Raw genomic sequence first — 760 nt, forward strand, 5'->3', positions numbered from 1 at the left:
CACTACTGAACCTGTCTTAGCAGTTTCAACTGGTACGTATGGAATCAATGTATCAACACCTGGGTTAGTTGGTGTTGGTGGCACATAACCTTTCGTTGGATCTTCTGGATCTACTGGTTGAAGTGGTTGGTTCGTATTTGGATCCACTGGTGTGTAGCCTGGAACGTGTGGTACCACTGGTTGACCTGTTTCTGGGTTTGTAGGGATTGATGGAATCTCTGCATCAGGATTAGTTGGGTCAAATGGGTACTCAGTTGTTGGACGTTCGTTTTCTGGAACACCTGGGATAAGTGGAATCCACTTCGCTACTTTTTGGTAAACGTAAGTGATTTCAGTTACGCCTTCAACTACTGAACCATTTTCTGAACCAATTGTCTTAGATGGAACAAGAACATACTTGGTACCGTCTTCAGTAACAATCTCAGTTGGTTTGTTATCTGTTGTATCGTAGTCAGTACCTACCGCTGCGTTGTTCGTATCTGTTACAGGAGCCTTGATCACATTTCCTTCAGAATCCACATAGTTAACCACTACTGAACCTGTCTTAGCAGTTTCAACTGGTACGTATGGGATAAGTGTATCAATACCTGGATTTTCTGGTGTTGGTGGCACATATCCTTTAGTTGGATCTTCTGGATCTACTGGTGTCAACGGTGTGTTGTCCTTAGGATCCACTGGTGTGTAGCCTGGTACGTGTGGTACTACTGGTTGATCTGTTCCTGGGTTTGTAGGGATTGATGGAATCTCTGCATCAGGATTA

Annotated in this window: 1 protein-coding gene; it reads right to left on the bottom strand. The window is 43.9% G+C overall.

Annotated elements, in window-relative coordinates; all coding sequences use genetic code 11:
• The coding region (locus ACQRDX_RS09450; protein WP_427896639.1) for a MucBP domain-containing protein at positions 1-760 on the bottom strand (760 nt) is incomplete at both ends.

Source organism: Streptococcus sp. SGI.013 (genome assembly GCF_050315295.1).
GTDB classification, from domain to species: domain Bacteria; phylum Bacillota; class Bacilli; order Lactobacillales; family Streptococcaceae; genus Streptococcus; species Streptococcus porcorum.